Annotated in this window: 32 protein-coding genes and 3 pseudogenes; 18 read left to right on the top strand and 17 right to left on the bottom strand. The window is 55.4% G+C overall.

What is annotated here, in order from left to right:
* Positions 1-140: 140 nt before the first annotated feature.
* The 4 genes from ACQ86N_RS19700 to ACQ86N_RS19715 all read right to left on the bottom strand — a co-directional run bounded on the left by ACQ86N_RS19700 (position 141) and on the right by ACQ86N_RS19715 (position 2,925).
* The gene (locus ACQ86N_RS19700) at positions 141-830 is read right to left on the bottom strand and encodes a sugar phosphate nucleotidyltransferase (RefSeq protein WP_431216616.1); all 690 of its coding nucleotides are present in this window, start codon (positions 828-830) and stop codon (positions 141-143) included.
* On the bottom strand, positions 764-1,414 hold the full coding sequence (locus tag ACQ86N_RS19705; RefSeq protein ID WP_431216617.1) for a sugar phosphate nucleotidyltransferase: 651 nt from the start codon (positions 1,412-1,414) through the stop codon (positions 764-766). The genes ACQ86N_RS19700 and ACQ86N_RS19705 overlap by 67 nt, the downstream gene beginning before the upstream one ends.
* 81 nt (positions 1,415-1,495) lie before the next feature.
* Complete coding sequence (locus ACQ86N_RS19710) at positions 1,496-2,059, bottom strand: glycogen synthase (protein ID WP_431217497.1); 564 nt, start codon at positions 2,057-2,059, stop codon at positions 1,496-1,498.
* A complete protein-coding gene (locus tag ACQ86N_RS19715; RefSeq protein WP_431216618.1) occupies positions 2,056-2,925 on the bottom strand; it encodes a glycogen synthase in 870 nt (289 codons plus the stop codon). Before ACQ86N_RS19715 ends, ACQ86N_RS19710 begins: the two co-directional genes overlap by 4 nt.
* 134 nt (positions 2,926-3,059) lie before the next feature.
* Here ACQ86N_RS19715 and ACQ86N_RS19720 point away from each other — a divergent pair, with 134 nt between their 5' ends.
* The 3 genes from ACQ86N_RS19720 to ACQ86N_RS19730 all read left to right on the top strand — a co-directional run bounded on the left by ACQ86N_RS19720 (position 3,060) and on the right by ACQ86N_RS19730 (position 5,613).
* Positions 3,060-4,517: an MFS transporter gene (locus ACQ86N_RS19720; protein ID WP_431216619.1), complete on the top strand. Its 1,458-nt coding sequence runs from the start codon at positions 3,060-3,062 to the stop codon at positions 4,515-4,517.
* Positions 4,518-4,627: 110 nt separating this feature from the next.
* Positions 4,628-5,017, top strand: coding sequence for a hypothetical protein (locus tag ACQ86N_RS19725; protein ID WP_431216620.1), 390 nt, complete (start codon positions 4,628-4,630; stop codon positions 5,015-5,017).
* Positions 4,948-5,613 carry an ROK family protein gene (locus tag ACQ86N_RS19730; RefSeq protein WP_431217498.1) on the top strand — a complete coding sequence of 222 codons (666 nt, stop codon included), beginning with the start codon at positions 4,948-4,950 and terminating at the stop codon, positions 5,611-5,613. Before ACQ86N_RS19725 ends, ACQ86N_RS19730 begins: the two co-directional genes overlap by 70 nt.
* 51 nt (positions 5,614-5,664) lie before the next feature.
* On the opposite strand, the gene ACQ86N_RS19735 is transcribed toward ACQ86N_RS19730, so the two are convergent.
* The 3 genes from ACQ86N_RS19735 to ACQ86N_RS19745 are packed head-to-tail and all read right to left on the bottom strand — an operon-like array spanning position 5,665 to position 8,427.
* The gene (locus ACQ86N_RS19735) at positions 5,665-6,612 is read right to left on the bottom strand and encodes a phosphodiester glycosidase family protein (protein WP_431216621.1); all 948 of its coding nucleotides are present in this window, start codon (positions 6,610-6,612) and stop codon (positions 5,665-5,667) included.
* Complete coding sequence (lipA, locus tag ACQ86N_RS19740) at positions 6,605-7,594, bottom strand: lipoyl synthase (protein WP_431216622.1); 990 nt, start codon at positions 7,592-7,594, stop codon at positions 6,605-6,607. The genes ACQ86N_RS19735 and lipA overlap by 8 nt, the downstream gene beginning before the upstream one ends.
* Before the next feature lie 20 nt (positions 7,595-7,614).
* Positions 7,615-8,427, bottom strand: a complete 813-nt coding sequence (locus ACQ86N_RS19745) for a hypothetical protein (protein WP_431216623.1) — start codon at positions 8,425-8,427, stop codon at positions 7,615-7,617.
* A gap of 52 nt (positions 8,428-8,479) precedes the next feature.
* Between ACQ86N_RS19745 and ACQ86N_RS19750 the strand changes: the two genes are divergently transcribed.
* A complete protein-coding gene (locus tag ACQ86N_RS19750; RefSeq protein ID WP_431216624.1) occupies positions 8,480-8,902 on the top strand; it encodes an OsmC family protein in 423 nt (140 codons plus the stop codon).
* On the opposite strand, the gene ACQ86N_RS19755 is transcribed toward ACQ86N_RS19750, so the two are convergent.
* The 8 genes and pseudogenes from ACQ86N_RS19755 to ACQ86N_RS19790 all read right to left on the bottom strand — a co-directional run bounded on the left by ACQ86N_RS19755 (position 8,888) and on the right by ACQ86N_RS19790 (position 13,047).
* A complete protein-coding gene (locus ACQ86N_RS19755; RefSeq protein ID WP_431216625.1) occupies positions 8,888-9,526 on the bottom strand; it encodes a DUF2851 family protein in 639 nt (212 codons plus the stop codon). The two genes, ACQ86N_RS19750 and ACQ86N_RS19755, sit on opposite strands and share 15 nt — an antisense overlap.
* Positions 9,520-10,053 (bottom strand): DUF2851 family protein, encoded by a 534-nt coding sequence (locus ACQ86N_RS19760; RefSeq protein WP_431216626.1) that lies wholly within the window; start codon positions 10,051-10,053, stop codon positions 9,520-9,522. Before ACQ86N_RS19760 ends, ACQ86N_RS19755 begins: the two co-directional genes overlap by 7 nt.
* A 136-nt stretch (positions 10,054-10,189) precedes the next feature.
* Positions 10,190-10,759: a Maf family protein gene (locus ACQ86N_RS19765; RefSeq protein ID WP_431216627.1), complete on the bottom strand. Its 570-nt coding sequence runs from the start codon at positions 10,757-10,759 to the stop codon at positions 10,190-10,192.
* Between the two features lie 15 nt (positions 10,760-10,774).
* A complete protein-coding gene (locus ACQ86N_RS19770) occupies positions 10,775-11,032 on the bottom strand; it encodes a hypothetical protein (protein WP_431216628.1) in 258 nt (85 codons plus the stop codon).
* A gap of 99 nt (positions 11,033-11,131) precedes the next feature.
* Positions 11,132-11,710 (bottom strand): UbiA family prenyltransferase, encoded by a 579-nt coding sequence (locus tag ACQ86N_RS19775; protein WP_431216629.1) that lies wholly within the window; start codon positions 11,708-11,710, stop codon positions 11,132-11,134.
* Positions 11,711-11,717: 7 nt separating this feature from the next.
* Positions 11,718-12,239 carry a KdsC family phosphatase gene (locus ACQ86N_RS19780; protein ID WP_431217499.1) on the bottom strand — a complete coding sequence of 174 codons (522 nt, stop codon included), beginning with the start codon at positions 12,237-12,239 and terminating at the stop codon, positions 11,718-11,720.
* 138 nt (positions 12,240-12,377) lie between these two features.
* Positions 12,378-12,610: pseudogene (locus ACQ86N_RS19785) on the bottom strand (DUF2520 domain-containing protein); the annotation flags it as partial.
* A complete protein-coding gene (locus tag ACQ86N_RS19790; protein WP_431216630.1) occupies positions 12,580-13,047 on the bottom strand; it encodes an NAD(P)-binding domain-containing protein in 468 nt (155 codons plus the stop codon). The pseudogene ACQ86N_RS19785 and the gene ACQ86N_RS19790, both read right to left, overlap by 31 nt.
* Positions 13,048-13,176: 129 nt before the next feature.
* Between ACQ86N_RS19790 and ACQ86N_RS19795 the strand changes: the two genes are divergently transcribed.
* Positions 13,177-13,314 carry a hypothetical protein gene (locus ACQ86N_RS19795; RefSeq protein WP_431216631.1) on the top strand — a complete coding sequence of 46 codons (138 nt, stop codon included), beginning with the start codon at positions 13,177-13,179 and terminating at the stop codon, positions 13,312-13,314.
* Positions 13,315-13,358: 44 nt separating this feature from the next.
* On the top strand, positions 13,359-13,772 hold the full coding sequence (locus tag ACQ86N_RS19800) for an alpha/beta fold hydrolase (RefSeq protein WP_431217500.1): 414 nt from the start codon (positions 13,359-13,361) through the stop codon (positions 13,770-13,772).
* A gap of 74 nt (positions 13,773-13,846) precedes the next feature.
* Here ACQ86N_RS19800 and ACQ86N_RS19805 read toward each other — a convergent pair whose 3' ends face one another.
* Positions 13,847-14,572, bottom strand: a complete 726-nt coding sequence (locus tag ACQ86N_RS19805; protein ID WP_431216632.1) for a protein-L-isoaspartate(D-aspartate) O-methyltransferase — start codon at positions 14,570-14,572, stop codon at positions 13,847-13,849.
* A gap of 210 nt (positions 14,573-14,782) precedes the next feature.
* Here ACQ86N_RS19805 and ACQ86N_RS19810 point away from each other — a divergent pair, with 210 nt between their 5' ends.
* The 12 genes and pseudogenes from ACQ86N_RS19810 to ACQ86N_RS19865 all read left to right on the top strand — a co-directional run bounded on the left by ACQ86N_RS19810 (position 14,783) and on the right by ACQ86N_RS19865 (position 22,225).
* Positions 14,783-15,928, top strand: coding sequence for a nucleoside permease (locus ACQ86N_RS19810; RefSeq protein WP_431216633.1), 1,146 nt, complete (start codon positions 14,783-14,785; stop codon positions 15,926-15,928).
* A 34-nt stretch (positions 15,929-15,962) separates the two neighbouring features.
* Complete coding sequence (locus tag ACQ86N_RS19815) at positions 15,963-16,211, top strand: Gfo/Idh/MocA family oxidoreductase (protein ID WP_431217501.1); 249 nt, start codon at positions 15,963-15,965, stop codon at positions 16,209-16,211.
* Entirely contained in the window at positions 16,114-16,905 is a 792-nt protein-coding gene (locus ACQ86N_RS19820) for a Gfo/Idh/MocA family protein (RefSeq protein WP_431216634.1), read from the top strand. Before ACQ86N_RS19815 ends, ACQ86N_RS19820 begins: the two co-directional genes overlap by 98 nt.
* A complete protein-coding gene (locus ACQ86N_RS19825) occupies positions 16,844-17,143 on the top strand; it encodes a hypothetical protein (RefSeq protein ID WP_431216635.1) in 300 nt (99 codons plus the stop codon). The genes ACQ86N_RS19820 and ACQ86N_RS19825 overlap by 62 nt, the downstream gene beginning before the upstream one ends.
* A gap of 269 nt (positions 17,144-17,412) precedes the next feature.
* Positions 17,413-18,299 (top strand): annotated as a pseudogene (locus ACQ86N_RS19830) (ribonucleotide-diphosphate reductase subunit beta).
* Positions 18,300-18,340: 41 nt separating this feature from the next.
* A complete protein-coding gene (locus ACQ86N_RS19835) occupies positions 18,341-19,369 on the top strand; it encodes a ribonucleotide reductase N-terminal alpha domain-containing protein (RefSeq protein ID WP_431216636.1) in 1,029 nt (342 codons plus the stop codon).
* Positions 19,281-19,754 carry a hypothetical protein gene (locus ACQ86N_RS19840; RefSeq protein WP_431217502.1) on the top strand — a complete coding sequence of 158 codons (474 nt, stop codon included), beginning with the start codon at positions 19,281-19,283 and terminating at the stop codon, positions 19,752-19,754. Before ACQ86N_RS19835 ends, ACQ86N_RS19840 begins: the two co-directional genes overlap by 89 nt.
* Before the next feature lies 1 nt (position 19,755).
* A pseudogene (locus ACQ86N_RS19845) lies at positions 19,756-20,217 on the top strand (ribonucleoside-diphosphate reductase subunit alpha); the annotation flags it as partial.
* A gap of 85 nt (positions 20,218-20,302) precedes the next feature.
* Positions 20,303-20,731 carry a hypothetical protein gene (locus tag ACQ86N_RS19850; protein WP_431217503.1) on the top strand — a complete coding sequence of 143 codons (429 nt, stop codon included), beginning with the start codon at positions 20,303-20,305 and terminating at the stop codon, positions 20,729-20,731.
* A gap of 152 nt (positions 20,732-20,883) precedes the next feature.
* A complete protein-coding gene (locus tag ACQ86N_RS19855) occupies positions 20,884-21,243 on the top strand; it encodes a hypothetical protein (protein ID WP_431216637.1) in 360 nt (119 codons plus the stop codon).
* Between the two features lie 345 nt (positions 21,244-21,588).
* The gene (locus ACQ86N_RS19860; RefSeq protein ID WP_431216638.1) at positions 21,589-22,032 is read left to right on the top strand and encodes a hypothetical protein; all 444 of its coding nucleotides are present in this window, start codon (positions 21,589-21,591) and stop codon (positions 22,030-22,032) included.
* A gap of 40 nt (positions 22,033-22,072) precedes the next feature.
* Entirely contained in the window at positions 22,073-22,225 is a 153-nt protein-coding gene (locus ACQ86N_RS19865) for a hypothetical protein (RefSeq protein ID WP_431216639.1), read from the top strand.
* Positions 22,226-22,344: 119 nt separating this feature from the next.
* On the opposite strand, the gene ACQ86N_RS19870 is transcribed toward ACQ86N_RS19865, so the two are convergent.
* Positions 22,345-24,051 (bottom strand): phospho-sugar mutase, encoded by a 1,707-nt coding sequence (locus tag ACQ86N_RS19870; RefSeq protein ID WP_431216640.1) that lies wholly within the window; start codon positions 24,049-24,051, stop codon positions 22,345-22,347.
* Between the last annotated feature and the right edge of the window lie 187 nt (positions 24,052-24,238).

Genomic DNA, 24,238 nt, shown 5'->3' on the forward strand with positions numbered 1-24,238 from the left:
GGCAATCGATTTAAGGTTATAAGCAGAAGCAAGGTTACGGTTCACACCCATCCGGCGGTTCACATAATCCACCGTCCGGTTCATGCGGTTCACACCCTGGCGCGAGGCACACTGGGTCCCCGGCCAACGCGGTTTACGCGTCAGATCACAAACCCATTCGGCAGAACTGCACCCTTCTTGATCACCACAACCCCTTCCTTCACCGTATAAAGGGAGTGGTCGGAATTTTCGAGATGGTGCCCGCCATTGATCCGGACGTCGTCGCCGATACGACAGTTCTTGTCCACGATGGCGTTGCGGATATAACAACGGTGACCGATGCCCACCGTAGGAAGTCCGTGCTGACGCGCCAGGTCGATCTCCTCGATCGTCTCGTAGAAGTCTACCCCCATCAGATAGCTGCTGACGATGGTCGTTCCCGTCCCGATTCGGGTGCGGATGCCGATAATACTGTTCTCGATGCGCGAGGCATTGATGATACAACCTTCAGCGATGACGGTCTTTTCCAGCGTCGTTCCGCTGATCTTGGCCGGCGGCAGCATGCGCGCACGGGTATAGATGGCCTTTTCGTTGTCGAACAGATTGAAATCCGGGATGTCCTTCGTCAGCCCCAGATTGGCTTCGAAGAAGGAAGGGATATTACCGATATCGGTCCAGTAGCCCTCGTACTGGTAGCTGACCACCTTGTATTTTTCGAGGGACTGTGGAATAATTTCCTTGCCGAAGTCCGTGGATTCCGCAAATTCATTCTGCAGCAGGTCACTCAGCAGCTGACGGTTGAAGATATAGATCCCCATCGAAGCCAGATAGTGCCTTCCCTGCGCCTGCATCGCATGACCGGTGTCGCTGACCCAGGGGGAAGCATATCCTTCTTCGGCTTTTCTGTAAAGGAGGTGATAAAACCGCTCTCGTCCATTTTCATGATCCCGAAATCGGAGGCCTCCTTGTCGTTGACAGGAATGGTCGCGATCGAGATATCGGCCCCGCTTTTCTTATGGTGATCAAGCATTTCCATGAAATCCATCTGGTACAGCTGGTCACCCGAAAGGATCAGGACGTATTCACTGTCAAAAGGTCCGATATGCCGCAGACACTGCCGCACGGCGTCGGCCGTTCCCTGGTACCAGGTAGGGTTATCCGGCGTTTGCTCGGCCGCGAGGATGTCCACAAAGGCACTGCTGAAGGCGCTGAAATGATAGGTGTTCTTGATATGCCTGTTCAGCGACGCCGAGTTGTACTGCGTCAGGACGAACATCCGGGATATGCCCGAGTTAAGACAGTTGGAGATGGGAATATCCACCAGCCGGTATTTCCCTGCAATCGGTACGGCTGGCTTACTGCGGCTGGCGGTCAGAGGATAGAGACGCGTTCCTGCCCCCCCACCCAATATCACAGATAAAATCTCTTTTGACATATACAAGCGTTTAGTGAATGAACAATTCTTTTTGATATAAATAAATCCTGTCTAAAATATTATACCCCTGCTTTCCTTCAATTATACTCCTGCTTCCTTGCGCATGCCTTCATAAAGATCCAGATAAGCCCGCACACTGGACTGCCAGCTGAAATCCAGCTTCATCATCCGTTGCCGCAGCTCGTACAGCTTCTGTGGTTGCTGATATAGTTCCACCGACCGCCAGATGCCGTGCGTCATGTCCCCGACGGTCGCCTGATTGAATCGTATCCCATATCCATTCTTGTCACCATAGTCGATGACCGTGTCGTGCAGTCCCCCGGTATTCCTGACCACCGGTACCGTGCCATAGCGCAGGGCATACAGCTGATTAAGACCGCAGGGCTCCACCCGTGAAGGCATCAGAATAAAATCCGCGCCCGCATACATAAGATGACTCAGCGCTTCGTCATAGCCGATATACGTGTTATAGTCGCCCCTGGCCAGCCCCTGGATTCCCGTCAGCCTTCCCTGGATATCCGGCAGGCCGCTCCCGAGAACGAGGAAATTCATCTTCCGCCCGATATAGTAAAAGGAATCCTCGATCGCCTGAGGCAGCAGATCGGCCCCCTTCTCCCCTACCAGCCGGCCGATAAAGGTGATCAGCGGCTTCCGGGGATCGAGATTAAACCGGTCGCATAACCGGAGTTTGTTCTGCTGTTTCCCTTCTTCCGCCGTATCGACCGAAAGTGGTCTTCAATATAATAGTCCGTCGCCGGGTTCCAGACCACGTTGTCGATGCCGTTCAGGATGCCGCTGGTCTTCCCCTTCTCATACTCCAGCAGCGCCTCGAGCCCCGCCGCATCATACCGCATTTCCTCGAGGTAAGTAGGGCTCACCGTCGTCACCCGCCAGGCGCTCCGGATACCGCAGGCCAGCGGATTGATGACGCCTCTCCAGTCGAGCAGCCCCGTCTTGAAACTATCCCATTCGGGTATCAGATTGCTCCGGTCCCAGTTGAGCCAGCCCTGATATTCCCCGTTGTGGATAGTCAGAACGGTCGGAATATATTGTAAATGCCGGTAGGCATAACAGTATTTGAACATAAATGGCAGCAGGGCCGTATGATGATCGTGCACGTGCACGATATCCGGACGGTGACGCCATACCGCTATCCAGTCGGCTACGGCTATCTGAAACGCGATGAACCGGTCTGCATCGTCCCCATACCCGTATGGCTTCTCCCTGTCCAGCAACCCATAGATATCCACCAGATAAAGATCAAACCCCAGCTTGTTGGTCTGCTCCTTTATCACCGTATAGTTGAACCAGTAGTTGCCCATATGGGTATATCCCTTGTGAACGACCTCCCACTGGTTGTCGTTCAGGAACTTCGTCCGGTACATCGGCATCACCACTTTGGCGACATGCCCGGCCTCCCGCTGGTACCTTGGTAACGCACCTACGACATCACCTAATCCACCGGCTTTGGCCACGGGATAACACTCTGCTGATACATGAATGATTTCCATTGAAACAATTGCTGTTCAATTTAGTAAGGATTTCAATTAAAACATGTTCAGGCATAGAAAATATTTTTAGCTTCGGAAAAAGCTGTACTTTCAGCCCTTATTCGACTCAAGCATTAACCACTTTCTGATTGCATATGCAACAACAAACCAAATGGTCGCAGTTCGGAACACTCGTAACTGTATTCTTCTTCTGGGGCTTCGTAGCAGCAAGTAACGACATTCTGATCCCCGTCTTCAAAGAAAAACTCCATCTGGAGCAATGGCAGGCTCAGTTCATTTCCTTTTCATTTTATGTAGCCTACACCGTTGGGTCGATTATCTATACCGGCATTTCCAAGGCTACAGGAGGCGATATCCTCAACCGTATCGGCTATAAGAACGGTATCGGCCTGGGGCTGGTCATATCCGCCATCGGCGCACTGCTGTTCTATCCCGCAGCCATGTCCGCATCATTTGGTATCCTGATCACCGGTCTCTTTATCATAGGTCTCGGCTACTCGCTGCAGCAAACAGCCGCCAATCCCCTCGCCATTATCATGGGCAGTCCCGCCAGCGGCGCTCAACGACTGAGCATGGCCGGCGGCGTCAATAATTTCGGCACGACCATCGGCCCCCTGCTGGTCAGCTTCGCCATCTTCGGCTCAGCTACCGCCGGCGGTGCGGCTAAAGAAGCAAGCATCAGCGCCGTGAAGGGTCCATATCTCATACTGGGAGCACTCTTCCTCCTCATCGCCCTAATCTTCAAATTCTCTTCCCTGCCCAACAAGATCGACCTCGACCAGATGAGCTCGGAAGACTCCAGCGCCCCCGGCAAACTCCTGCACCGCAGCAGCCCCTTAAAATATCCGCAGCTGGCGCTCGGTATGCTGGGCATTTTCGTCTACGTCGGTGTCGAAGTGACCACAGCCAGCAACCTGCCGCTGTTCATGGGTGAGAAACTGCATACGCCCACCGACCAGATCGCACCCTACGTTTCCCTGTACTGGGCCAGTCTCATGATCGGCCGCTGGACGGCTTCCGTCGGCGCCTTCGGCGTCAGCAAAAGCGCCCAAAAAGTGCTCAATATCGTCATGCCCTACCTGGCATTCGGCGTCTTCCTGCTCGTCAACAAGATCGCAGGTCACGACCTTACTCCTTTCTACCTCTATGCCTTCATCATCATCGCGATGATCGTCGGAGACATCATGAGTAAAGGCAACCCCGCACGTCAGCTGCTGATCTTCTCCTGCATGGCCATCACGGCGCTGCTGATCGGTATCTTCGCCAGCGGCATGGTCAGCGTATACGCCTTCACCAGCGTGGGTCTGTTCTGCTCGACCCTCTGGCCCTGTATCTTCACCCTCGCCATCGCAGGCCTGGGCAAGCACACCAACGAGGGCTCCAACTACCTGATCATGATGATCTGCGGCGGCGGCTTCATCAGTCTGTTACAGGGCTGGCTCGCCGGCGACAACTTAATGGGCATTCAATACTCTTATTTCGTCCCCGTCGCAGGTTTCTGCTACCTGGCTTACTACGCCGTCCGCGCCAAGAAAGAGCTGATCTCCCAGGGGATCGACTTCGACGCACTGCGGGCAGCCGGAGGACACTAAGAATGACATTTAATATACGGAAATCGGGCCCCTGGTCCGATTTCTTGTTTATCTTTGCACCCCCTGTAGCCCCGCAACGGGCTCAAGGCTCATAAAAAGTACTAGCGCACATGGCAAAATCGGCCTCTTCTCTCAGCTTTGAATCTCTGGCAATCGGCATCGACATCGGCGGCACGGGAACGAAATTTGGCATTGTAGACCGCAACGGCAACGTACTCTTCTCCGGCTCGCTCTCTACCCGCGGCCACGGCTCCGTAGAGAACTATATCGATGAATTGTTCAACCAGCTTAGCGCCCTGATCGAAAAGGCCGGCGGTCCGGGAAGAATGAGAGGCATCGGCGTCGGCGCTCCCAACGGCAACTACTACAGCGGCACCGTGGAATATGCACCCAACCTTCCCTGGAAGGGCATCATACCCTGGCCAAACTCATCCAGAACAGGTTTCAGCTGCCCGCCGTCCTCACCAATGACGCCAACGCGGCCGCTATCGGCGAAATGATGTACGGTGCCGCCAAAGGCATGAAGGATTTTATCATGATCACCCTGGGCACCGGCGTTGGCAGCGGCATCGTCGCCAACGGCAAGCTGATCTATGGCCACGACGGTTTTGCAGGCGAGCTCGGACATACTATTATCATCCCCGAAGGACGGCTTCACGAAGGCACCGGCAAGAAAGGCTCCCTCGAAAGCTATGCTTCCGCCACGGGTGTTATGCTGACCGCGCTCGAAAAACTCCAGAGCCACGACGAACCCAGCCTCCTCCGGGGCATTCCCAAAGAGAAACTCGACTCGAGGACCGTATACGACGCAGCGATCCAGGGCGACGAACTCGCCAAGGAGATCTTCGATTTTACCGGCGGCATCCTCGGCCTTGCCCCGGCCAATTTCGTGATGTTCTCCAGTCCCGAAGCCATCATCCTCTTCGGTGGACTGACAAAGGCCGGCGACCTCATCCTCAAGCCGACCCGCGAAGCTATGGAGGCCAACCTGATCCAGGTATTTCAGAATAAAGTGAAGATACTCATCAGCCATTTGAAGGAATCCGACGCCGCGATACTCGGCGCCAGTGCACTGGTGTGGGATATGAAGGCCTAGGCCATCCCAGGCCTGCCTCGCCGGAAAGGGCCACCCGCCGGGCCGCCCCTCCTACTTCTGCCATTTAACCAGAAATACCGCAGGTATCGGCCGCTGACCCGCCGCATCCGACGGACGTATCGTCTCTTTCCCGTTGATCAGCAGACAGCTGCTGCCTCCCCCATCCAGATTCAACGCCTCATAGCAGCCCAGATCATGCAGGATCTCCGCCTCTTCCTGTAAAGTGATCCCCGCTGCCCCGGAACTACGCCCCTCAACAGCCAGCACGATCAGCCTCCCGTCCCGGGTATATCCCATGGCCGTCCGCGGAAGGTGCTCGCCCTCACGGCCTTCGCCGGGATACAACTGCTCCTCTCTATCGCTGATAAAGACCTTCCCGTCATGGATCAGTACCGGGCCCCCGCCCACCGCCGTCCGCATCTTCCACCATTTCCAGCCGATATCGTTCAGAGAGTAGATCGACGCAGTCGTATCCTGCCCCTTCGCCACGATGGGCCGGTCCTCAAAGGCATAGGGCCAGCGCCGGGTGCTGTCCGTGAACAGCCACGCCACGTCCGCCCGCCGTTTGCGGTCGATGCCGATCGCGCTGCGCGTGACATAATAATAAAGAAGGGAGTCGGGCCCGGTGCCCCTCAGCGTATTGACGTTATAGGCCAGCATCCTGCCGTCCCGGACGACCACACTCAGGTTTTGGTTGGTCGTAAACGAAAAATAGGTACAGTTGACCACCAGCAGGGGCTGCTGCTCGAGCTGATAGTACTGCGAAGGCGTAAACCGTTTGCCCTGCCCCGTGCCGGCCGTAAAGAGCAGCTTCCTGTCCTTGAGACGGACAGAAGCATAATACCCTGTAAAAGGAAAACCATGAAATGTATCGACGGCAGAATACACGTGCATCGAAGCCGGCATCGGCCCGTAGGCCGAATCTGCCTTTGTCCAGCGCAGCTGCGCCCTGCCGGTCATAGACGTCAGCAACAACAACAGAATGATCGGCTTATGCATGCTGTTTGCTCTTCAGCCACTCCGTGCGTCCATACCCGGGAATGACGTGCCGCTCGGAGTGATAGGAAGACCTCACCAGCGGACCGCTCTCGACATAGTCAAAGCCCAGCTGATAGCCGATCTCCCGCAGCTCTGCAAACTCGTCGGGATGGACGAACCGGAGCACCGGCAGATGTTTTTTGGTAGGCTGGAGGTATTGCCCCAGCGTAATCACGTCGACGCCGCTGTTGCGGAGGTCCTGCATGGTCTGGACGACCTCTTCTTTAGATTCGCCGAGACCGAGCATGATACCGCTCTTCGTCCTCATTCCGCCTTCTTTCAACACCTTCAGCGTTTCCATGCTGCGCCAGTATTTGGCCTGGATGCGGACCTGCCTGGTGAGGCGTTCCACCGTTTCAATATTGTGCGATACGACTTCGGGGGCAGCTTCGATGACGCGGGCGATATTTTCCTTCTCCGCCTTGAAATCCGGTATCAGCGTCTCAAGCGTCGTTCCCGGATTGAGCGCCTTGACGGCACGAATGGTATTCTGCCAGATGATGCTTCCGCCGTCCTTCAGCTCGTCGCGGTCCACAGAGGTGATCACGGCATGCTTGACCTTCATGAGGTGGATCGCTTCGGCCACGCGCTGCGGTTCGTCCCAGTCCACAGGGTCGGGACGGCCGGTGGCTACGGCGCAAAAACCACAGCTGCGGGTACAGACATTACCGAGGATCATAAAGGTGGCAGTACCTTCTCCCCAGCACTCGCCCATATTGGGACAGTTGCCGCTCTCGCAAATGGTGTGTAATTTATGGGTATCTACCAGTCCGCGGACGTGCTTGTAGTTCTCGCCGATGGGTAGTTTAACGCGTAACCAGTTGGGTTTCTGGACTCTATGCGTCGCTTCTGCGACCGCGTGGGTCGCTATTTCCAGACCCGTATGGGCCTTGCTTTCTGCAGCCGGTGCCGAGCAGGGTGTGCCTTTCGATAATTCTTCCATTCAACAAATGTACAAAATCCCTACTTGCGACTGCCAAACATGATCTGCACGTACGCATTAAAGAAAAACTGCTTTTGGGGGATCAGATAGGCGATCGGTATTTTGCTGAAGTAAAACTCTTCAGTCAGGCCTACTTCTATGGCGGTGACGGTCTGATTGAGGCGGCCATAGTCGAACCGCAGCGCCTGTTTGGCGTTCACCGCCGGTTTGTATTTCAGATTGCCCCAGCCCACGGTAAAGCCGGAAGCGCCGGTTATCTGGTCGTCCGCCAGCGTGTCGGTAGCCAGCTGTTCGAACGTCTTCCTCGTGGTCTGTCCCGTAACCCGGTTCGAGACGTCCAGATAATAAGGTTTGAGCAGGCCCAGCGTCAGACCGCCCTGATACAGGGCCGTGACGGCAACGCCGTTCTTGTTGCCCTTGCCTCCGATGAGGTGCTGCTGGCCGACCGCTATCTTGAACTCATACAGATTATTGATCTTGAACGGGACGACGGTAGAAACATTGATACCGTCGGAAGTAGCCGAAATATGATGCTCCTTCGGGTCGTGCTTCTCGTTGAGCTCGAAGGAATAGATAAAAGTGCGCGAAGGCGTCCTGAACTTTCCTTTTTCGAAATTGATCCCATACCCGTCCGTAGCCAGACGTATACCGAAAATATTATGTTTATTGAAAATAAGATCCCCCTCCTCTTCCATCCTCAGCATATTGTTGATTCGCTGCTTTCTGGCGTTTTTCTTGTCCTGTGACCGCGCCCGGATGACGCTGGTAGAATCCTGGCCAAAAACATGAAATACCAGGGTTGAAGCGACTAGCGTCAGGAAAAGTTTGCTCACTGATAATGATTTAGTATTAACTGGCGTAAATTTAGGGGAAAATTACAGCACAATGACGTCCACAGTTATTTACGAAGGAGATTTACGATCGGTTGCCAGACACCTCCAATCCGGGACAGAAATTGAAACAGACGCCCCCACAGATAACCAGGGGAAAGGAGAGCGTTTTTCACCCACCGACCTGGTAGCTACCGCCCTCGCCGCCTGTATGGCTACGACCATGGGGATCAAATCCCGCGACCTGCAGGTCGACCTCAGGGGTATGAAAATGTCCGTACAGAAGATCATGAAACCCGATCCCCGTCGTATCGCGGGCGTCGACATCGTATTCGATTTTCCCGGGACCCTGCGGGTAGACGAAAAGGCCCGGACGATCCTCGAACGTACCGCCCACACCTGCCCCGTCATGCAGAGCATCCATCCCGATATGGAAGTGAAGATCGAATTCAACTGGCCGGTATTAACGCCCCAATAACGATCGGCCGACGGCGCATTCGAGACAGCGCCGGGCATCACAATAGTGTTTCTTAAGCTCCAGCAGCGACTGTGTGTCTGCCGCGCTCGTCACAGCTACTCCCAGTCGCTGCCATTTTGTAATGGCGCCATTCCTCTCCACCCCCTCTTCCCTCAGCCAGCGCAGGGCCTTTTCCATCAGCGCCGGCTCGCTCCGCAGCCAGCCATAGGCAAACAATACCGGCACAAAGGCATTGACCAGTATGCCTCTCTTCGCGTCCGCCCCCAACCCCGCGGCACAGACCGAATCCATCAGTTCCCGCGCGTCCTCCGCCTCCCGCACCCGCGCGAACATGCCTTCTCCCGCTACAAACAACTCAGCCAGTTGCGCCAGTCTCGCACCAGGACGGTGCGCCGGCCGCATCCCCGCCCGCTGCAGGTCGCCCCCTGGCGCCACGAGACCATATTTCGCCCGAAGCCAGCGATATTCCCGCTCCTCCCCCAGCAACCCCGCCTGCCCCAGCAACAAGGCCTTCACCACCTCCGGCTCCCGTCGATGCCGCGCCATCACCCGAAACGGTACGCTGCGGGCCACGGCCTCAAAAAGAGCCCCATTGGCAGGAAGCCCCAGGCTCCGGGCTACCATCCACCAGGTCGTCTCCCTCCCAGTGCTGGCGGTTTTGCTCCAGCAGGCTCCGCACGACCAGCATCCGCTGCCTCAGCCGCTGCTGCAGCAGCCTGTCCTTCCAGACCAGCCAGACCGCTTCGTTCACCTCCGGCAGCTCTGGTCGCACAGGGGACGAACAACTGGCTGCGCATCCAGCCCTCGTACTGCGCCAGCAGCAATTTCGGCACCCTCTCCTGAAGCACGAACACCGGAATGTTTGCCGGACCTCCATCAGCCTCCCAGACCACGTGCAGGATCACACCCCGATAGTTGTCGTCTCCGGAATGCCCGTGCCTGTCCCAGTCGGAAGCCCTGATATGTACTTCCACCGGACCTTCCTGCAATACCCCGCCGATCCTGATGCGCGCATGGCGGAAATCAGGCCCCGCACCGGTGTTCAGCACACCGGGAAATACCACCGACAACTCCTCGCCGGCCTCAGTAAAAAGTGATGATTGATTAAAATAAGAATAACGCCAGATGAATTGTAACAGGTCTTCACGCATACTCCCGCCCTCCTTTGAACGGAAGTTACCAAAAAGGAAGACTCCCTGACAGGAAATTTGTCCCCCGCGTGAACCACTCGTACAACCCGTGAACCACTCGGTTCACCGCCTCAACCTTTCTCGTGAACCACACGGTTCACACCCCCATTCCCCGCAGCGCGCGCACCACCCTACTCACAGGCAACCCCATCACATTATAAAAATCCCCCTCGATCCCTTTTATTCCCACCACCCCGATCCACTCCTGTATCGCATACGCCCCCGCCTTGTCATAAGGCCGGTAGCGATCCACATACCGCTCCAACTCCTCCCGTCCCATCTCATGGAACCACACCGAAGTCCGATCATAAAACGCGACCTCCTCCTCACCCCGGATCATTACCACACCCGTTATCACCTCGTGCCGCTGTCCGGATAATTTGGAAAGGATCTTCACCGCATCCTCCCTGTCCCTCGGCTTTCCGATGATCTCCTCCCCCAGCACCACCACCGTGTCCGCCGCGAGTATCACGCGCCCCGCATCCACCAGCCCACTAACAGCAAGCGCCTTGTTGCGCGCTATATGCACCGGCACTTCGGCGACATCCATCCCCGGAGGAAAACTCTCCGCCGTCTCCCTCACCAGGACTTCAAAAGAAACCTCCGCCCATTCCAGTAATTGTTTGCGTCTCGGCGACCCCGACGCCAGCACGATCGGTTGACTCATTGATAGTTTGTTCATTTAAATAATAACCAGGGACAATATTCCAATCAGCATGATCCCTTTGATCACGCCGCTTAGCCGGTGATAGTCGGCTTTTGTCTGAGCCTTATATAGTCTTCGTAAGGTCCAGATCAGTGGCAGATCCAGCAGAAAGAAGCAATAGGCGACCCCAAGCAGCAGCAGTAATTGCAGCGCGTAGAACTGGATGACAATAACCGCACCTGTAAGCACCGCCAGCCAGGTGGCGGCGAAGACCTTCGCAACATTCACCCCCAAACGATCGGCATCGTCCTGCAGCCATACCGCGCGTCGCCATCCATATCTTCAATATCCTTGACCACTTCCCGCACCAACGAAATGATGAAAGCAAATCCGCTATAGACGATGGCGTATTTGAAAAGACTGGTGAGAATCCCGCGAAGCTTCCGGGTCGGTCGTTACACGAAACTCACAAACATAAAGAACCAGGACGACCCAGGCCGTCAGAAGAGAAATAATCACATTTCCTATAAGCAGTCGGCGCTTGAATGTTGTGCTGTAGAACCATAGCAGGATCACGCAGCCCATATTGCCGAGGCCGACGATCGGGTTTCTCAGTTTCCAGCTCACATAAAACCCCAGTAGTACACCGAGCCCCGACAATATCCAATGCCAGATGATGGTCCACCGGCGTTTGATGATCTTATCTACTACCAGTTTGTCCGGCTTATTTACCCGGTCGATATTGAGGTCGAAATAGTCGTTGATGATATACCCGGCAGCGGCTATCAGCACAGAAGAGGCCGCCAGCAGATAAAACAGCAACGGTGTCAGCTGCCAGTGAGAATGGCCTACATAACGGGTTGCGAAGCAGGGTTGTAATACCCTGAAATAAAATAAGGTCTGCGTGAGAAAAATAAATACCAGGTTGGGCCATCGGACAAGGCGAAAAAAAGCCCCGGGCAATTGCAGCATACAGGATCTATTTTGAGGCCACGGACGAATCGAAGTCCCAGTGACCATTCAGCTTTAAAACTTTTTCTATGACGTCCCTCACGCAACCCTGCCCGCCGTTAAAAGACGAGATATACGCCGCGATATGCCTGATCTCCGGCGCCGCATCCGCCGGCGCACAGGCAAGACCCACGTGCCGCATCGCCAGCAGATCGGGGATGTCGTCTCCCATATAGAGCATGTCCCTCTCATCCAGAGCGTGTTCCTTCGCATACTCTTCCAGTACCTTTACCTTGTCGTGCACCTGCAGATAGATATCGCGGATCCCCAGATACAACAGCCGCTGGCGCACTCCCTCGGAGCTCCCACCCGAGATCACCACCACCCGGTATCCCTTCTTCACGGCCAGCTGAAGGGAATAGCCATCCCTGGTATTCATCCGGCGTACCTGTTCTCCCGTTTCATATAAAATCACGTCCCCATCCGTCATCACCCCATCCACGTCGAAAACAAATGTCCTGATCGATTTGAATTTCTCTAGTACGCTCATGTCGTAAAAATAATAATTTTTAAGAACCGCTTCCAGCGCCGCCGCCTTTTTCCTCCCCCGGTAAAACCGCTCGATCTGAATACTAAATAACCTATATAATTCGCTCAGATCCTTATAATTATTTAATATCTCGAGGTGCCGGCGGATCGTCCCCTGGTCACCCCTTATCGCAGGGCCCGTCTGGACGTCCCCGGGGAATAGCGCAGCAATCGTTGGGAAGTTTCCGCGATCAGCGGATACAGCAGCGAGAAGTCCAGCTGCTCTTTATTGCAGAACAGCTCAGCCTGAGTATACAACCAGTTCGTGAAATTGTTGACCGACGTCGCAGCCACGTGCAGCTTCAGCCGCGTCGCGTCATCCGCCTCCTGCACCCGCGGGCTGATCGTACGGGCGAAATCCCCGATAATGGAAAGGTCCTCCCCCGTCCCGCCGTGATCAGCAGCGGGAACTCCGGGTAAGGCCTTATCTCGCTCCGCAGACTCTGCAAGGGATACAGCACCCCCCACCGCTCCGTCACCGACCGCAGTACGCTACCCGCCACAGCCCCCGCCGTATGCACAACCAGCCGACCGGGAAGCCGCAGCTCCAGACCTTCCAGCGCCCTGTCGCTGACCGACACGATATAAATATCCGCCTCCGCGTCGGTCTTTCCCCACTGCGTCGTATATGCGCAATTCCATTCCGCCGCCAGCCGCGCCGCGGCCTCTTCCCGCCGCGCCACCACCTGCACGATCCGGTGCCCGGCCCCTGTAGCTCGGCCACCCATGACGGTGGCCACATTCCCCGATCCGATAATGACAACTTTCATTACTATCTTTATATATTATGGGTTCACTAAAGATCAATCAGAAACTGGCGCTCCGCTATATTCGCGCCAGACTAAATATACTCTCCCTCGTCAGTCCCCGCAAAGCTGCCGTCAAGGCCTTCCGTTTTTTTGCACCCCCAGCAGCGCGTCACCAAAAAAGGCTCTGCCCTGTTTGAAGGAGGAGAGCGACTCTCTTTTCGCACCGACAAGCACAATATCCGCGGCCATCGCTGGCTGCCCGCCGGTCTGCCGGAAAAAGGATCCTGATCGCACACGGCTGGGAATCCGCCTCCCGCAACTTCGAAGGCTATATCGCCCCGCTGCTGAAAAAAGGGTACGAGGTCCTGGCCTTTGACGCCCCCGCCCACGGACGCTCCGGCGGCCGGCGCACCACCCTGCCCGGATACATCCAGATGCTCCGGATGGTCGAACAGGAATTCGGACCTTTTGACTCCTACCTCGGGCATTCCCTTGGCGGCCTCGCCCTGGCCCTTCTCCTGGAGAACAGCCCCCACCACACCGATACCCGGCTCGTACTCGTCGCTCCGGCAGTAGAAACGACCACCGCCGTGGCCGCGTTCTCGAAACTCTTACGCCTGGCCCCCGAAGTCACCACCGCCATCGACGACTATGTTCAGGAGATCAGCGGTCACCCCTTTGCACTGGTATTCCCTTCGAAGGGCGCTGCACCACATACACGCCGGCATCCTCTATCTGCAGGATGAAGAAGATCGCGTTACTCCCGCCTCAGAGGCCGACCTCGTCCGGCAGGACGGACACCATAATATCCGTTTTGTCTTTACCAAAGGTCTGGGACACCGTAAGATCTACAAGGATCCGGAGAGTATGCAGATGATCGTCGACTTCCTCTAGCCGTTCTTTCCCCCAGCATCGGCACAAAGGAAAAATTGTCAAACCATTCTTCGCTGGTCGTTCCGTCGGCAAGTCTTGTCAGCCTCAGCATCCGCTGCACTTTTCCGTCTCCCACCGGGATCACCATCTTTCCTCCGGGTTTCAACTGCTGCACCAGTTTGGGCGGGATAAAAGGGGCGGCGGCGGTCACGATGATCTTATCGAAAGGCCCGTAGGTAGGCAGCCCTTCATAGCCATCCCCGTAAAATAATTTCAGACCGGGATATTTTTTCAGATAGGCAAACTGTTTGTTGCTGTCGAAAAGCTTCTTCTGCCGCTCGATGGTGTAGACCTGCGCACCCATCTCCGCCAGCACGACAGCCTGATAGGCGCTGCCCGTACCGATCTCCAGCAGCTTCTCGAAAGGCTTTATTTCCAGCAGCTGGCTCTGGTAGGCCACGGTATAGGGTTGTGAGATGGTCTGCCCCTCTCCGATGGGGAATGCGCGATCCTCATAAGCGATCTTGTCGAATGCAGAGTCCATAAAAAAATGCCTTGGGATATGGAGGATCGCGTCCAGCACCCGTTCATCCGTAATGCCCTTCTGCCGGATGACCTCCACCAGTTGTCTCCGCAGACCTTTGTGCAAATAACTATCGTCTGTACTTCTCATAAACGGGTGTAAGATAGTTGATTGCTAAATATCCTTCTCTCACTTTTTTTCTTTAGCCCGCCGCGAAAACTTAAATTGTCGCGTTTTACGGACGGGCCGGGGTTCCGCCGGCCGAAATATAACTAAATCGAACATGAAAACAACTACGAGGGTTCAGCTGTCTGCGCTATTCTTTCTTGAGTTCTTTATCTGGGGGCCTGGTATGTGACCATGGCTACCTATCTGGATAAGGTGTTACACGCAACCGGTGTACAGATCGGTGCAGCGTACAGCGCCATGGCCATTGCCACGATCATTTCTCCCTTCTTTGTCGGAATGATCGCCGACCGGTTCTTCCCCGCGCAGAAAGTTCTTGGCGTACTCCACCTGATCGGCGCGGCCCTGCTGTACGAAGCAACAACACTGTCCAATCCCAATACTTTTTACTGGATCATCCTCGTCTATTCGCTGGCCTACGCCCCGACGCTTGCACTGGTCAATACAGTCGCCTTCCGGCAGATGTCCGATCCGGGCAAACAGTTCGCCTCCGTCCGCTTTCTCGGCACCATCGGCTGGATCGTCGCCGGCTGGCTCATCGACAAGGTCTTCAACCTCACCCCCGACCAACTGGCATTCACTTTTAAAATGGCGGCCGTCGCCAGCGCGGCGCTTGGCATACTCAGCTTTTTTCTTCCCAATACTCCCCCCAAGGCAAAAGGCGAAAAATCGACCTTCGCCCAGATACTCGGCGCCGACGCTTTTGTCCTCTTCAAAGACAAAAGCTTTACCGTCTTCTTTATCGCATCCATTCTGATCTGTATCCCGCTGTCCTTCTATTACAGCATGACCAACCTTTACCTCGTTGACGCAGGGATGCAGAACGCAACCAGCAATATGACCTTTGGTCAGTTCTCCGAAGCCTTGTTTATTCTCCTGATCCCCGTCCTGTTCAGAACCATCGGCGTAAAATGGATGATCGCCGTCGGCATGATCGCCTGGGTGCTCCGCTTCCTCTGTTTTGGCTACGGAAATATGGGCCCAAACGAGTGGATGCTTTTTGCCGGCATCATCCTGCACGGCGTGTGCTTTGACTTCTTCTTCGTCACGGGCCAGATCTACACGGACAGCAAGGCAGGCGTCAACATTCAAAGCTCTGCGCAGGGCATGATCACGATGGCCACCTATGGCATCGGCATGTGGATCGGCACGCTGCTCTCCGGTTACGTAAAGGACTTCTATACGGTGAATAATGTTCCGCAGTGGAAGGCCATCTGGATGGTTCCCGCGGGCATCGCCGCAGTGGTGCTGGTTCTCTTCACCCTATTTTTCAAAGACAATCAAAAGGGCGCCGTCAGGACGGATATCGCTCATGCTTAAACAAAATAAATAGTTTTTTATGCCAAAGATTGCCATGCTCGGTTCCGGATTTATCGGCCGTTTTTACGCGGACTCGATCCTCGGTCAGCGCAGCCGCGACTCCATCGTCAGCATTTATTCCAGAAGGAAGGAAAGCGCGGAAAAATTCGCCCGCGACTACCACTTGCAAACACTGGACAACGGAAATGGAAGAGTCCATCGCCCACCCGGAAGTGGACCTCGTATGTATCTCCCTGCCCAACAACCTGCACGAGATCGCCGTTCTCCTTTGCTGCAAGCATAAAAAGGCCGTCATGACCACCAAGCCCCTCGGCCGCAACGCCACCGAGGCCCGCCGCATGCTCGAAGCCGTCGAGGACGCCGGCATCTTCAACAGCTATCTCGAAGACCTCGTATATACGCCCAAGTTCCTGAAAGCCCACGACAGCGTGAAGAACGGCGCCCTCGGACGGATCCTCTGGGCCAAATCCCGCGAGACCCACCCCGGCCCCCACAGCGAATGGTTCTGGGACATCGAACAGGCCGGAGGCGGCTGTATCCTCGACCCGGGATGCCACTGCATCGAGATCGCCCGCAGCTTCATCGGAAAGGATATCCGCCCCGTAGAAGTGATGTGCTGGGCCGATACACAGGTGAAGCCCATCGACGCCGAAGACCACGCCATCGGTCTGGTGAAATACGAGAACGGCGCCATCGGCCAGTTCGAGGTCAGCTGGACCTTCCGCGGCGGCATGGACCTCCGCGACGAGGTGATGGGCACCGAAGGCACCATCTGGATCAACAATTTCCTGCGCACCGGTCTGGAAATGTTCACCACCGGCAAGGGCGCAGACTATGTCGCGGAAAAGGCGGAGAGCAATACAGGCTGGCTTTTCCCCGTCGGAGACGAGGTCAATGACACTGGGCTACAACCATATGTTCACCGACGTCTTCAACTCGCTCGAACAGGGCCGCGCCCCGAAGGAAACCTTCTATGACGGATACGTCGTCAACGCCGTCATCGACGCGGCCTACCGCAGCGCGAAAACAAGGCTCTGGGAGCCCGTCCAGCTCGATATCTGGCGCGGGAGAACAGGCGTCAGCAAAGACAGCCATCTCACGGAATACGACGGGGAGAACTACCTCGTCAAAGAAGAAATGACACACTACGGCGCCAAAAAGGTCATCCTGAAAAACAAGACCACCGGGAAGATCAGCGAAAAGGTTCTGGAATAGGCCCTGCCGGTGAGGGTTTCAGGGTTCTAACCAGCCCGTAACACCCGCCCCTCGGGTCTTCCCAAACCGCCAAATAAGTATTGCACATGCAGTGGATAACAATAGCCTCCCGTATCGGGGGGCTATGTTATTTTTGATTCCCCCTTGAACAAAATAACTATTATTTAATCTGAAATCTATATATCATGGATAGCGGAACAGAGGTTTTATTGAAGGAAAATAAGGATAGATTCGTTATCCTTCCCATCAACTATCCGAAAGTCTGGGAAATGTACAAAAAGCACGAAGCCAGCTTCTGGACCGCTGAAGAGATCGACCTGGGCAGCGACCTTCAGGACTGGGCGAAATTGAACGACGGCGAACGTCATTTTATTTCCCACGTCCTCGCCTTTTTGCCGCCAGCGACGGTATCGTCAACGAAAACCTGGCCGTCAACTTCATGAGCGAGGTACAACTGCCCGAAGCGCGCTGCTTTTACGGTTTTCAGATCATGATGGAGAATATCCACTCCGAAACATATGCCCTCCTTATCGACACCTACATAAAGGACCCCCAGGAAAAGCACCGCCTCTTCCACGCCATCGATACCGTTCCCGCAGTGCAGAAGAAAGCACAGTGGGCACTCCGCTGGATCGAGAACGGCAGCTTTGCCGAGCGGCTGGTCGCCTTCGCCGCGGTCGAAGGCATCTTCTTCAGCGGCAGCTTCTGCAGCATCTTCTGGCTCAAGAAAAGAGGACTGATGCCGGGGCTGACCTTCAGCAACGAACTCATCAGCAGGGACGAAGGCCTCCACTGCGAATTCGCCTGCCTCCTGTACAGTATGCTGGAGAACAAGCTCTCCCACGAACAGGTGCTGGCCGTCATCACCGACGCCGTAACCATCGAGAAGGAATTCATCACCGAAGCCCTGCCCGTCGACCTCATCGGCATGAACGCCAGGCTGATGCAGCAGTATATCGAGTTCGTAGCCGACCGCTGGCTGGCGGAACTCGGCTATCCCAAACACTTCAACGTCGCCAATCCCTTCGACTTCATGGAAATGATCTCCCTCCAGGGCAAGACGAATTTCTTTGAAAAACGCGTCGGCGACTACCAAAAATCCGGCGTCATGTCCGGCAAGGACGCCCAAACCTTTAGCCTCGAAGAAGACTTCTAGTAAACACCTATAGTAAACAACACCCATTAAATCTATATAATATGTTCGTCATCAAAAGGAACGGGAAACAGGAATCCGTGAAGTTCGACAAGATCACGGCCCGTATCGAAAAACTCAGCTACGGCCTCGACCGCCGCTTCGTTAACTCTATCGACGTCGCCAAAAAGGTCATCGAAGGCCTCTATGATGGCGTTACCACTACCGAGCTGGACAACCTCGCCGCCGAAACAGCGGCATCCCTCACGGTAAAACACCCCGACTATGCCCTGCTCGCCAGCCGCATCGCGGTGAGCAATCTCCATAAGAACACGATCAAGAGCTTCTCCGACACGATGAAGCTCCTCTACGAATGCAAAGACAGCAAGACGGGTAAACTCGTCCCCCTCCTGGCCGACGATATCTGGGAGATCATTCAAAAAAATGCCGAACTCCTGGACTCCACGATCATCTACGACCGGGACTACGGCTTTGACTATTTCGGCTTCAAGACCCTGGAAAAATCCTACCTGCTCAAGGTCGACGGCAAGGTCGTCGAAAGACCCCAGCACATGTATATGCGCGTCGCCATCGGTATCCACCACGACGACATCGACGCCGCGATCAGGACCTATCACCTGATGAGCGAGCGCTGGTTTACACACGCCACACCTACCCTCTTCAACGCGGGTACCCCCAAACCGCAGATGAGCTCCTGCTTCCTCCTCACCATGAAGGACGACAGCATCGACGGCATCTACGACACGCTCAAACAGACCGCGAAGATCTCCCAGAGCGCAGGCGGCATCGGCCTGTCCATCCACAATATCCGCGCAACCGGCTCGTATATCGGCGGCACCAACGGCACCAGCAACGGCATCATCCCCATGCTGCGCGTCTTCAACGACACAGCCCGCTACGTAGACCAGGGCGGCGGCAAGCGCAAAGGCGCATTTGCCATCTACCTCGAACCACTGGCACGCCGACGTATTCGAATTCCTCGACCTGCGCAAGAACCACGGGAAGGACGAGCTCCGCGCACGCGACCTCTTCTACGCCCTCTGGATCCCCGACCTCTTCATGCAGCGCGTTGAACAAGGCGGCAACTGGAGCCTTTTCTGCCCACACGAAGCACCCGGTCTCCACGAGACCTGGGGCGCCGATTTCGAAGCGCTCTACGCACAATACGAGAAGGAAGGCCGCGCCCGCCGCACCGTAAAAGCGCAGGACCTCTGGTTCGCCATCCTCGACGCACAGATCGAGACCGGCAACCCCTACCTGCTCTATAAAGACGCCGCCAACCGCAAGAGCAACCAGCAGAATCTGGGTACTATCAAGAGTTCCAACCTCTGCACCGAGATCATCGAATATACTTCCACCGACGAAGTAGCGGTCTGTAACCTCGCTTCCCTGGCCCTGCCCCGTTTTGTCATCAACGGACAGTTCGACCACCAGGAGACTATACGATATCACCTATGAGGTGACGAAGAACCTCAACAAGATCATCGACCACAACTACTACCCGGTAGAAGAGGCACGCAACTCGAACACCCGCCACCGCCCGATCGGTCTCGGCGTCCAGGGCCTCGCCGACGCATTTATCCTGCTGCGCCTGCCCTTCGAGAGCGAAGCCGCCAAACAACTCAACAAGGAAATATTCGAGACGATCTATTTCGCCGCCATGACCGCGTCGAAAGACCTCGCCAAAATCGATGGCGCCTACGCGACCTTCGCCGGCTCACCGGCCAGCAAAGGAGAATTCCAGTTCGACCTCTGGGGCGTCGAACCTACCCTCCGCTGGGACTGGTACCGCCTCAAGGACGAAGTAGTCAGGCACGGCATTCGCAACTCCCTCCTCGTTGCCCCGATGCCAACGGCCTCTACTTCGCAGATCCTCGGCAACAACGAGTGTTTCGAGCCCTATACGTCGAATATCTATGTCAGAAGAGTACTCAGCGGCGAATTCGTCGTGGTCAACAAGCACCTGCTGAAAGACCTCGGTCGACCTCAATCTGTGGAACGACGACATGAAGAACAAGATCATCTTCCACAACGGCTCCATCCAGGCCATCGACGAGATTCCCGCCAACATAAAAGAGATCTACAAGACCGTCTGGGAGATCAAGCAACGGAATATCATCGACATGGCTGCAGACCGCGGCGCCTACATCTGTCAGTCGCAGTCGCTGAACCTCTTCGTCGACACTCCTTCCGCCGGCAAGCTGACCTCCATGCACTTCCACGCCTGGAAAAAGGCCTCAAGACGGGTATGTACTACCTGCGCACCCAGGCCGCTTCACAGGCCGTACAGTTCACGGTCGAGCGCCAGTGGCGGCAAAATGATCGAGCCGCTGGTCAACCCCAGCGCCGTCCAGGTCGCACAGGCCGAAGCCGGCGAGGACGTCATCGGAGCAACCTGCACCATGCAGGAAGGATGCGTGACCTGCTCCGCATAGAGCTATAATAAAAATCGTTTATACAAAGCCGTTCCGATCACGCCGGGACGGCTTTTATTTTCTGCCAGCTAGGTGTTTCCCCTATTGTTTCGGCGGCAGTTTTCTATTTTCTTTGGGCCTGATTTTAAATCTATACTCCTTAAAAACTGACTATGTTGATCTTGTCCCCCGTCCACCGGTGGCGCCTGCCCGCTGCTGCAGCATTCGCCATCCTTTTACTGCTCGTCGCCTGCAAGAAAAATGAAACGCCCCCGGCGCCCAATCCCACTACCGTCGTCACTTCGCTGTCCTCCCAGAACCTGCACGCGGGAGATACGCTGTTCCTTCGCGGGAAGAGCTTTGGCTCCAGCGCGTCCGTCGTCCATATTCAGCTGGACACGTTCACCCTCACCATCGACCGCTGCCAGGGACACCGTTATCGCCGTGATCCTGCCTTCGGCTGCCCGGCTGCACTATTATGGAAGCCGCACACTGCAACTGAACGTCGCGATCAATACAAACACAGGCTTTAGCAAATCCTATGGCCTGACCGTCCCTCTGCCCAGAACCGAAAGGCTGGTTCGACGCCTACCGCGGCTCCGGCGTCCTAAATTACATCGGGGTCCCGACGACCAACATCTCGCTCGCCTTTGCCAACGATACCATCGGCTATCTGCACTACAAAGACCACCTCCTGAAGACCAGGGACGGAGGGTTCAGCTGGGCCTCTACCCAGGCGACCAATTATGGCAACGCGCTCTGTCTGTCCGTGCTGGATACTGCCAACGTATGGAGCGGCGACATAGGCTTCGTCAACAACACCCGCGACGGAGGGAATTCACTGGACCAACCATCGCCTGCCCGCAGGCCTGAACAATGTGATCATCGGACAGTATATGACCTCTCCCACCACCGGTCTCATTGCCAGCGGTCAGGGAACCATCTACAGCATTTCCGGTACCAGCTTCGATGCCACGTCCGAGTTCACACTGGACTACCAGAGCAAATGGAAAATAAATTATCTGCAGTGGCAGTCGCTCTCCGCTGTAGACGGTAACAATCTGCTGATCACCGGAGTAGGCAACGACTCCACGGTCTACCCGGTCGCGCAGCGGCCGCTGGTCGCCGTAAAAACTAACGGCACCTACGAAGAATACCTCCTGCCGACGACCGCCAGCTTCCGCCACCGGCATCTTCCAGGTCCAGCTGCTCACCAATGCGCTCGGATTCGCCATCGACGGCAACAACGATATCCTGAAATATACCGGCAGCAGGAACTGGTCGCTGCTGCAGCAAAAGGCAACGGCTATCCTATTCACTGATAACTCGACGGGATACGCCGCCTGGAATGAGAAGATCTATATGACCGTCGATGGAGGGCAGAACTGGACTTCGGTCTGTTCGCTGCGCACCGGCGATGAGGTGATCAATTTTGCCACCCGCAACGGACGCCTGTGGGCGCTGGGAAACAACCAGAACGGGAATGGCTGGTTCGTCGAAAAGTATAATCCTTAATAAATAAAGGCCGCTCCAGCGGCCCTCCCGGCAAAGTTCCTTTGCCGGACATTTTGAAAAAAATGACCCCCTGCTTTTAGACCGGGGGGTCATTTTTTCTTATTTTAATTTCATATCCTTTATAATTCCTTCGATCCTCCCCGCGAGCTCCGCATTCTTCGCGTCGAACTCCACGGCCGAGGCCAGCTTCGTATGTACGCTGAAGTAGAACTTGATCTTCGGCTCGGTGCCGGATGGACGCGCCGAGATCTTGCTGCCATCAGCCGGGATGAACTGCAACACGTTCGACTTGGGCAGGCTAATCGGCGGGACTCGCCCGTCTGCAGGTTCCTGCCCGTGCGCAGTTCGTAGTCGAGCAGCTGAACCACCGGAGAGCCGTTGATCGTAGCCGGAGGCTGGCTCCGGTAGGCGCTCATCATATCGGCGATCTCCTTCTGTCCGTTCATCCCCTTCTTCGTGATGGAAATGAGAGATTCCTTATAAAATCCATACTCGACGTAGAGGTCGATCATCTTCTCGTACAGGCTGCGTCCCTTGTCCTTCTCATAGGCCGCCATTTCGCAAAGCAGGGCCACGGCGCTGACCGCGTCCTTATCCCTGATCTGGCTGCCGATCATCAGCCCATAGCTTTCCTCACCGCCGATAACGTAGTTCTCTGTCCCTTCCTTCTCCTTGATCAGTTCGGCGATGTATTTGAAGCCGGTCAGAACGTTGTAACAATTTATTCCGCTGCGGCGGGCGATCTCGTCGATCAGCTCGGTCGTTACGATGGTCTTGACTACCATATCCGACGGCCCGGCTACGCCCTTGGCCTTCCGCGCTTCGATCATATAGTTAAACGCCAGTACAGCCGTCTGGTTACCATTCATCAGCACCCAGCTGCCCTTCTTGTCCTTTACGCCGATGCCCACCCGGTCGGCGTCGGGGTCCGTACCGAGCAATATATCCGCGTCTATTTGCTGCGCCTTCCTCAGACCGATGCTCATCGCCTCGCTCTCTTCCGGATTGGGGTAAACGACAGTCGGGAAATTCCCGTCGGGAGTAGCCTGTTCGTCTACGACGTGTACGTTGGTAAAACCAAAACGCTGGAGGACTTCGGGAACCAGCTTGATCCCCGTGCCGTGAATGGGCGTATAGACGATCCGCAGGTTATGCTGCTTTTCGATGACTTCCGGATAGACGGAAAGACTCCTCACCATGGCGATATAGGCTTCGTCCATGGCGGCTCCGATCATGGTGATATTGGACTCGCCTCCACCCCATTTGACCGCGTCCACGCCGGCGACCTTTTCGACCTCCCCGATGACGTTCTTGTCGTGCGGCGGAACCAGCTGCCCCCCATCGTCCCAGTAGGCTTTATAACCATTGTATTCCTTGGGGTTATGAGAGGCCGTACAGACCACCCCGCCCTGACAACGCAGGTTGCGGATGGCAAAGCTGAGCTCCGGAGTAGGCCGGAGCGACTGAAACAGAAAAACTTTTATTCCATTGGCCGCAAATACGTTAGCGGTGGTTTCCGCGAAGAAGCGGCTGTTGTTGCGGCTGTCGTGTGCAATAGCGACCCGGATTTCCTGACCGGGAAAAGAAGCCTTCATATAGTTGGCGAATCCCTGGGTGGCCATTCCCACCGTATACTTGTTCATCCGGTTAGTACCCACTCCCATGATGCCCCTAAGCCCCCCGGTACCAAATTCCAGATTCCGGTAAAAGCTCTCTATCAATTCATTAGGGTTATCTTTCTGCAACCGGGCAATTTCATCCTTCGTCGCCTGGTCATAATTCCCTTTTAACCATGAATCCACTTTTTCCTGTATAGCAGCATCCATTTCGTTGATTTTTCTGTTTGAAAATGAAAGATATATTGTTGGGCTGACAAGTTCGGTAAGATTGAGGGTATTAACAAATCTCGCCAAAAAGATTCCAATCCATTACAATATTAATAAGAGAAATAGTAAATTTGTTACGTCTTCTTCCCTTGAAAGCCCACCCTTGTAAGTATACAAGTATAACTTA

The sequence above is a fragment of the Puia sp. P3 genome (assembly GCF_050632245.1).
Taxonomy (GTDB): domain Bacteria; phylum Bacteroidota; class Bacteroidia; order Chitinophagales; family Chitinophagaceae; genus Puia.